This window comes from Pseudomonas sp. TH07, assembly GCF_016651285.1.
Lineage (GTDB): Bacteria > Pseudomonadota > Gammaproteobacteria > Pseudomonadales > Pseudomonadaceae > Aquipseudomonas.
This window is the reverse complement of sequence record NZ_JAEKED010000001.1, coordinates 6,672,942-6,682,009: the sequence shown is the minus strand read 5'-3', so window position 1 is coordinate 6,682,009 and position 9,068 is coordinate 6,672,942. Positions and strand designations below refer to the sequence as shown.

Annotated in this window: 1 protein-coding gene; it reads left to right on the top strand. The window is 61.7% G+C overall.

The annotated features are described in order from the left end of the window. The first annotated feature begins 14 nt into the window (after positions 1–14). Positions 15–8,966, top strand: a complete 8,952-nt coding sequence (locus JFU57_RS30405; protein ID WP_446739679.1) for an amino acid adenylation domain-containing protein — start codon at positions 15–17, stop codon at positions 8,964–8,966. Positions 8,967–9,068: the final 102 nt, after the last annotated feature.

Here is a 9,068-nt window from a genome sequence, read left to right as displayed (position 1 = left end):
TGGCCGAGCAGCAGGTGTCGCCGGCCAACCTGCCGATTCCCGAGGTCCGTGGAGAGTTTGGCCGTCTGCCGCTGAGCTACGCCCAGGAGCGGCAATGGTTCCTCTGGCAGTTGGAGCCGGATAGCAGCGCCTACCACATCCCCACCGCTCTGCGTTTGCGTGGCAGCCTGGATGTGACAGCTCTGGAGTTGGCGTTCAATGCGCTGATTGCCCGTCACGATACGTTGCGGACCACGTTCCTGCATGACGGTGAACAGGCATCGCAAATCGTTCACCCCCAATTGACCATCAGCCTCAAGCCACAGCCCTTGCCCGAGGTGGCCGATGGGGCGCAGCGCGACGCGCAGATCCAGGCATTGGTCGAGCAACAGGCTGCACAGACTTTCGACCTGCAACAGGGGCCGCTACTGCGCATCAACCTGTTGCGGGTGGCCGAAGATGACCATGTACTGGTGCTGATTCAGCACCATATCGTCTCCGACGGCTGGTCGATGCAGGTCATGGTCGATGAGCTGGTGCAGTTGTATGTCGGCTTTGTCGAGGGCTCGCTGGTCACGCTGCCTGAGCTGCCAATCCAGTACGCCGACTATGCGATCTGGCAGCGGCATTGGATGGAGGCGGGAGGCACCCAGCAACAATTGAAGTATTGGCTGGAGCAACTGGGCGATCAGCAGCCGGTATTGGAGCTGCCGTGCGACCATCCCCGGGGTGCGGTGCAAAGTCATCGTGGTGCACGCTTCGATCTGCCGCTGAGCCCTGAGCTCAGTGCGGGCCTGCAGGCGTTGGCGCAGCGCGAGAATGTCACCCTGTTCATGCTGTTGCTGGCTTCGTTCCAAACCCTGTTGCACCGCTACAGCGGCCAGACCGACATTCGCGTCGGGGTGCCGACCGCCAACCGCAACCGGGTGGAGACCGATCGCCTGCTGGGCTTTTTCGTCAATACCCAGGTACTCCGGGCCGAGATCGAAGGGCGCTTGCCGTTCGACCAACTGCTGCAGCAGGTCAAGCTCGCTGTCTCAGGGGCCCAGGCCCATCAGGATCTGCCGTTCGAACAACTGGTCGAGGCGCTGCAGCCAGGTCGCAGCCTGAGCCACAGCCCGCTGTTCCAAGTCATGTACAACCACCAGCGCCAGGATCAGCAGGCCCGCGGCAAGCGCGCTACCCAATTACCTGGCCTGAATATCCAGGGCCTGGGCTGGGACAGCCACACAGCGTCCTTTGACCTGACGCTGGATACCGTTGAGAGCGCCGACGGCCTTTGGGCCTCGCTGACTTATGCCAGCGATCTGTTCGAGGCTTCCACCATCGAACGATTGGCTGGACATTGGCAAACCTTGCTGCAGGGGATCGTCGATGATGTGCGGCGCCCTGTGGCGCAGTTGCCGTTGCTGGGAGCAACACAAACGACGCATTTGCTGATTGAACGCAATGCGGTGGACATGAGCCATGTCGACGGCCTGCTGGTGCACCAGCGGATTGCTGAGCTAGCGGCACAGGCGCCCGAGGCCCCGGCGCTGATTTTTGCCGAGCAGCGCATGAGCTACGGCGAGCTGGACCGGCGCGCCAATCGTCTGGCTCATCGCTTGATCGCCGCCGGGGTAGGCCCGGATGTGCTGGTGGGGATCGCTCTGGAGCGCGGTTTGGAGATGGTGGTCAGCCTGCTGGCGGTGCTCAAGGCAGGGGGAGCCTATACACCCTTGGATCCCGAGTACCCGCAGGAGCGGCTGGCCTATCTGATGCAGGACAGCGGCATGGCGTTATTGCTGACCGATTCCCAGGTAGCACAGCGCTTGCCGATTCCGTCGGACCTGGCGGTGTTGGAGCTGGACGGCCTGAGCCTGGCCGCACACGCAGATACGGCCCCCCAGGTAACGCTGCACTCGGACAACCTGGCGTATGTGATCTACACCTCCGGTTCTACCGGCTTGCCTAAAGGTGTGGCAGTCGCCCACGGGCCAATGGCAATGCATTGCCGGGCCATTGGTGAACGCTACGAAATGAGTGCGGCGGACTGTGAGCTGCATTTCATGTCATTTGCCTTCGATGGCGCCCACGAGCGCTGGCTGACCGCGCTGACTCATGGCGCCCGCCTGCTGATTCGCGACCCTCAGTTGTGGACTCCGGAGCAGACTTACGCTGCCATGCACCAGCACGGTGTGACAGTGGCGGCATTTCCGCCGGTTTACCTGCAGCAACTGGCCGAGCATGCCGAACGTGACGGCAATCCTCCGCCGGTGCGGATCTATTGCTTTGGCGGCGACGCCGTCCCTGACGCCAGTTTCGAGCTGGCCAAGCGCGCGCTGAAACCCCAGTACATCATCAACGGTTATGGCCCTACCGAGACGGTAGTCACTCCGTTGATCTGGAAGGCAGCGGCCACCGATCAATGTGGAGCTGCCTACGCACCGATCGGCAGCCGTATTGGCGAGCGCCGGGCCTATGTCCTGGATGCCGACCTCAATTTGCTGCCCCTGGGCATTGCCGGCGAGCTGTATCTGGGTGGCCAGGGCCTGGCGCGGGGTTACCTGAACAGGGCGGTAATGACTGCAGAACGGTTCGTCCCGGATCCGTTTGGTAGTGGAGAACGTCTGTATCGCAGTGGCGATCTGGTTGCACAGCGCGTCGATGGCACCATCGACTATCTGGGACGGATCGATCGGCAAGTCAAGATCCGTGGCTTCCGCATCGAACTCGGAGAGGTCGAAGCGCGTCTCCTGGCACTACCGGGCATTCGTGAGGCCGTAGTGGTTGCTCAGGCTGGTCCTAGTGGCCAGCAACTGGTGGGCTACGTGGTGATCGAGGGCGTGGGTGACCTGTTGACTGACTCCCAGGCCCAGGCGTTGCGGCGTGAAGAGATCAAGAGCAGCCTCAAGGCCCAATTGCCGGATTACATGGTGCCGGCCCATCTGATGTTTTTGTCGGGCATGCCCCTGACTCCCAACGGCAAGCTGGACCGCAAAGCGCTGCCGGAACCGGATGCAAGCCTGTTGCAGCAGCACTATGTGGCACCGCGCAATGAGTTGGAACAGGCCCTGGCGAGCATCTGGCAGGACGTTCTCAAGTTGCAGCAGGTCGGGGTGACCGACAACTTCTTTGAGTTGGGCGGGGACTCGATCATCTCCATCCAGGTGGTCAGCCGTGCGCGGCAGGCTGGCATTGGCCTGAGCCCCAAGGATGTGTTCTTGCACCAGACAGTGCAGGCCCTGGCGAGTGTTGCTCGCCGTGGCGAGGTCGTGACCGTCGACCAGGGCCCGGTCAGCGGCCAGATGCCATTGCTGGCGGTGCAGCAATGGTTCTTCGAGCAAAAAATTGCCAGTGCGCACCACTGGAATCAGTCAGTGTTGCTCAAGTCCACCCAGCGCCTGGATCCGACTGTTCTGGAGTCGGCCTTGCAGGCCCTAGTCATGCATCACGACGCATTGCGCCTGAGTTTCAATGCCCAGGCCGGCACCGCTGTGCATCGTACTCCGGCCGAACAGCAAGCCGCCTGGCAGGCTGAGCCTTTGCTGTGGCAGGCCAGTGTCAGTGACGCAACGCAGCTGCAGGCCGTGTGCGAGGACGCCCAGCGCAGTCTGGACTTGAGTAATGGGCCTTTGCTGCGTGGGGTACTGGCGACGTTGGCGGAGGGTGAGCAGCGGTTGCTGCTGGTGGTTCATCACTTGGTGGTGGACGGTGTGTCATGGCGGATTCTGTTCGATGATTTGCAGCAGGCTTATGGCCAGTTGCGCAACGCTCAGATATTGAGCCTGCCAGCCAAGACCAGTGCTTTCAAACAATGGGCCGAGCAGTTGCAACGCCATGCCGGCAGCGCCGAATTGGAGCAGGAACTGCAGTTCTGGCAGCGTCAGCTGAGTTCCCGCAGTGCTGATCTACCCGCTGCCCGCGCCGGTGCCAGTTTGCAGAACCGGCACGGCGTCACCGTGCATACGCGGCTGGATGCCCGCCTGACCCAGCAGTTGCTGCAACAGGCTCCCGCGGCTTATCGCACGCAGGTCAACGATCTGCTTCTGACTGCCTTGGCCCGAGTGGTCGGGCGTTGGACGGGGGCTGCCTCGACCCTGATTCAGCTCGAAGGTCACGGTCGTGAAGAGTTGTTCGAACACCTCGACCTGACCCGTACAGTGGGCTGGTTCACCAGCGTCTTCCCCTTGAGCCTGACCCCTGAACCGGGACTCGCCGAGTCCATCAAGTCGATCAAGGAGCAACTGCGTGCCATGCCCAACAAGGGTATTGGCTTCGGCGCCTTGCGCTACCTGGGTAGTGAGCGCACTCGAGCCGCATTGAGCGGCCTGGCTGAGCCTCGCATCACGTTCAACTACTTGGGCCAGTTCGACGGCAGCTTCGATGCAGACAACGGCGCCCTGTTCGTGCCGGCCAGTGAGCACGCGGGTGCCGAGCAGAGCCTGGATGCTCCCCTGGGTAACTGGCTGAGTCTCAATGGCCAGGTGTATGGCGGCGAGTTGCGCCTGGGTTGGACCTTCAGCCGGGAGATGTTCGATGAAGCCAGCATCCAGGACTTGGCCGATCAGTATGCCGCCGAGTTGCAAGAGGTCATCAAGCATTGCGTTGAGCCATTGAATCATGGGGTTACGCCAGCTGACTTCCCGCTGGCGGAGCTCAGTCAGGCGCAGCTTGATGCCCTGGTACCGGCCTCGAACAACCTGCAAGACCTTTACCCCTTGTCGCCCATGCAGCAGGGAATGCTGTTTCACAGCCTTTATGAGGAAGGGGAAGCGGGGGGCTACATCAATCAGATGCGTATGGATGTCAGCGGGCTTGACCCTGAAAGGTTCCGCGACGCCTGGCAGCAGGTGCTGAACCGACACGACATTCTGCGTACCTCGTTCCTCTGGAGCGGTGGCGATCAGCCTTTGCAGGCGGTCCACAAATATTTGCAGATGCCGATGTCCCTTGAGGATGTGCGCGATCACGCAGATCAGCAGCAGGCGCTGGAAGATTTGGCCCGGGCCGAAACGGCCCAGGCTTTTGATTTGTCTCGAGCCCCACTCTTGAGGCTGGTGCTGGCCAGAACCGGGACTGAACGCTATCACCTGATTTACACCAGCCACCATATCCTGATGGACGGCTGGAGCAGCTCGCAGCTGATGGGCGAGGTGTTGCAGCAATATGCCCATAAAGCTCCAAGGTCCTCTGTGGCGCGTTACAGCGATTACATCGGCTGGCTACAGCAACAGGATGAAGCCGTCAGTGAAGGGTTCTGGAAAGCCCAGTTGCGTGACTTCCAGGCCCCAACGCTATTGGCCCAAGCGTTTGCTTGCGCTCATCAAGTCCCTTCAGGCCGTGGACACGATGATTATTACGCCAGTTTGTCTGCTCCTCAGACCCAGCGTCTGAATCAGTTTGCCCGGCAACACAAGGTGACCCTCAACACCGTGGTACAGAGTGCATGGCAGTTGCTATTGCAGCGTTACACCGGCCAGTCCAGCGTGGTGTTCGGGGCTACTGTAGCCGGGCGCCCGGCGGCCCTTGCGGGTGCAGAACAGATGTTGGGGTTGTTTATTAACACCCTGCCGGTCATCGGCACGCCGCGCGCTGAAATGAATGTGGGCGCCTGGTTGCAAGAGGTGCAGCACAACAACCTGGCGGCACTCGAGTACGAGCACACCGCCTTGAATGCTGTTCAACGGTGGGCGGGACAGGGCGGCGATGCGCTGTTCGACAATATCCTGGTGTTCGAGAACTATCCGATTTCCGAAGCCCTGCAACAGGGCGCACCCGAAGGCTTGAAGTTCGAGCATATCGTCAGCGAAGTGCGGACTAACTATCCCTTGACCCTTGCAGTCAATTTGGGAGAAACCCTTTCCCTGCACTTCAGTTATGGGCTGGCGCATTTCGATGAAGCGACGATTCAGCGCTTGAGCCAGCACCTGTTTCACTTGCTGCTGCAAATACTCGAAAGCTCGCCAGAGGCCGTGCTAGGCGAACTTGAGTTGCTGGACGAAGGTGAGCGTCAGCAGCAGGTGCAGGAATGGAACAACGTGGCGGCCATCGACTACTCGCCCGACAGCAATGTGCAGGCGCTGTTCGAGCGTCAGGCACGCTTGACGCCGGATGCGCCGGCCCTGGTGTTTGCTGATGAACGCCTGAGCTATCGCGAACTGGATGCCCTGTCCAACCGCCTGGCCCATGTGCTGATCGAGCGCGGCGTCGGCCCGGATGTGCTGGTGGGCATCGCCCTGGAACGTTCGGTGGCGATGGTGGTGGGCCTGCTGGCGATACTCAAGGCCGGTGGTGCTTATGTGCCATTGGACCCGGATTATCCACAGGAACGGCTGGCTTACATGATCGACGACAGCGGCATTCAGTTGCTGCTGAGCGTGTCCGCTGTGCAAGCCCGGCTGCCGTTGGACGGGCGTGGGGTGCAGGTGCTGCCACTCGATGATCTGCCAGGTTTGCTGGCGGGGTACTCCGCCCACAGCCCCGAGTCGACAGTCGGCTCGGAGAACCTGGTGTACATGATCCACACCTCGGGTTCCACCGGGCGTCCTAAAGGCGTGGGCAACCGCCATGGCGGGCTGCTCGGTCGCCTGCTGTGGATGCAACAAGCCTATGGCTTGACCGCTGCAGACGCGGTGTTGCAAAAAACCTCCTTCAGTTTTGACGTGTCGGTCTGGGAGTTCCTCTGGCCCTTGAGCACGGGCGCGCAGTTGGTGCTGGCGCAGCCAGGCGACCAGCGTGATCCCGAGCGTTTGATGGCCTTGATTGAGCAGCATCAGGTCACGACCTTGCACTTTGTGCCGTCGATGTTGCAGGCCTTTATCGAGACCCCGGGCCTGGCTCGGTGCACCAGCCTCCAACGCCTGTTCTCCGGCGGCGAAGCCTTGTCCCGGGAGCTGCTGGACCGCGCGCAGGAGCGCCTGCCGAAGGTGGCCTTGTACAACCGCTATGGCCCGGCAGAAGCGGCAATCAATGCCACTCATGCCGAGCGTGCCACGGCCGGCCAGGGTTCGGTGCCGATTGGCCGGGCCCTGCCCAATACCCGCTTGTACATCCTGGGCGACAGCATCGAGCTGCTGCCGGTGGGTGCCCTGGGCGAGTTGTGCATTGGCGGCTCAGCGCTGGCGCGGGGTTATCACGGCCAGGCGGCACTGACTGCCGAGCGCTTCGTGCCTGATCCGTTTGCTGAGGTTGCGGGTGAGCGGCTGTACCGCAGCGGCGACTTGGTGCGCTACCTGGCCGACGGCCAGATTGACTACGTGAGCCGGGTCGATCATCAGGTGAAAATCCGTGGATTCCGCATTGAGCTGGGCGAGATCGAAACCTGCCTGCTGGCGGATCCGGCGATACGTGAAGCGGTGGTCCTGGCGTGTGCCGGCCCGAGCGGTTCGCAATTGGTGGCCTACCTGGTGCCGGTGGAAGGCGAGGATGACCAGGCGGCATTGCGCGATGGCCTCAAGGCTCGCCTCAAGGAGCAACTGCCGGATTACATGGTTCCAGCTCACCTGATGGTGCTGGAGCGACTGCCGCTGAACCCCAACGGCAAGCTTGATCGCAAGGCGTTGCCGGCCCCCGATGCCAGCCAGTTGCAAGAAGCCTACGTGGCCCCGCAAAGCGCCATGGAGCAGCAGTTGGCAAGCATCTGGCAGGACGTGCTGCGTTTGGATCAGGTGGGATTGAACGACAACTTCTTCGACCTCGGTGGCGACTCGATCATCTCGATTCAGGTGGTCAGTCGTGCTCGTCAGGCCGGTATCCGCTTTACGCCCAAGGATCTGTTCGAACAGCAGACGATTCAACGCCTGGCGGGTGTCGCTCGCCTGGAGGTTGCCGAGGTGCAACTGGACCAGGGGCCGGTGCTGGGCAGCACGCCGTTGTTGCCGATCCAGCAGGCCTTTTTCGATAAGGACCTCAGCCAGCCGAATCACTGGAACCAGTCGGTTTCCTTGACGTTGCGCACGCCAGTGCAGGTGGATTTTCTGGAGCAAGCCCTGTCTGTGCTGGTGGTTCATCACGATGCCCTGCGGTTGCGTTTTACCGCTGATGGGGGCGGCGTGCAGGCACGCCATCAGTCACTAGGCGATGAGGCTCTGTTCCGGGCTGCGAATCCTTTGCTGTGGTCGGTCGACGTTGCTGATTCCGAGGCGCTGATGCAACTGGCCAGCGAGGCTCAAGCGAGCCTTGACCTGCAGCAGGGTCCCTTGCTGCGGGCGGTGCTGGCCCGTATGCCCGAGGGTGAGCAACGCCTGTTGTTGGTGATCCATCACCTGGTGGTGGACGGAGTTTCCTGGCGGATTCTGTTCGAGGACCTGCAGACCGCCTACCAACAGCTGTTGCAGGGGCAAGCGGTGAAGCTGCCCGCCAAGACCAGCAGCTTTAAAAGTTGGGCCGAGCAGTTACAAGGCTACGCCCGTAGTGATGCGTTGCAGCAGGAGTTCGTTTACTGGCAACAACAGCTGCAAGGCTCGACAGTCCGTCTGCCAAGCAAGAACCCTGAGGGTTCGCAGCACAACCGTCATGCCCAGACCGTCCAGACGCGTCTGGACAAGGACTTGACCCGTCGGCTCTTGCAGCAGGCGCCGGCGGCCTATCGGACCCAGGTCAATGACCTGCTGCTGACTGCGCTGGCCCGGGCCGTGGTTGAGTGGACCGGGGACAGCAGTGCGCTGATCCGCCTTGAGGGCCATGGTCGCGAAGAACTGTTCGAGGGCATCGACCTGACCCGCAGCGTGGGTTGGTTTACCAGCGTGTTCCCGGTGCGCTTGACGCCGCAGGCCGACCTGGCGGGTTCGATCAAGGGTATCAAGGAGCAACTGCGGGCCATTCCCAACAAGGGCATCGGCTACGGCGCCTTGCGCTACCTGGGCGATACGACGGTCCGGCAGGCGCTTGCCGAGCTGCCGAGCCCGAGTATCACCTTCAACTACCTTGGGCAGTTCGACGGCAGTTTTGACGCCGACGAAGGGGCCCTGTTTGCACGCCGTCCAGGCGCCAAGTGCGGGCACTGACCAAGGCTGCCGATGCTCCACTGAGCAACTGGTCTGACTGATCAACGGACAGAGTGTACGACGGCCAGCTTGAGCCTGAACTGGACGTTCAGTCACCAGGTG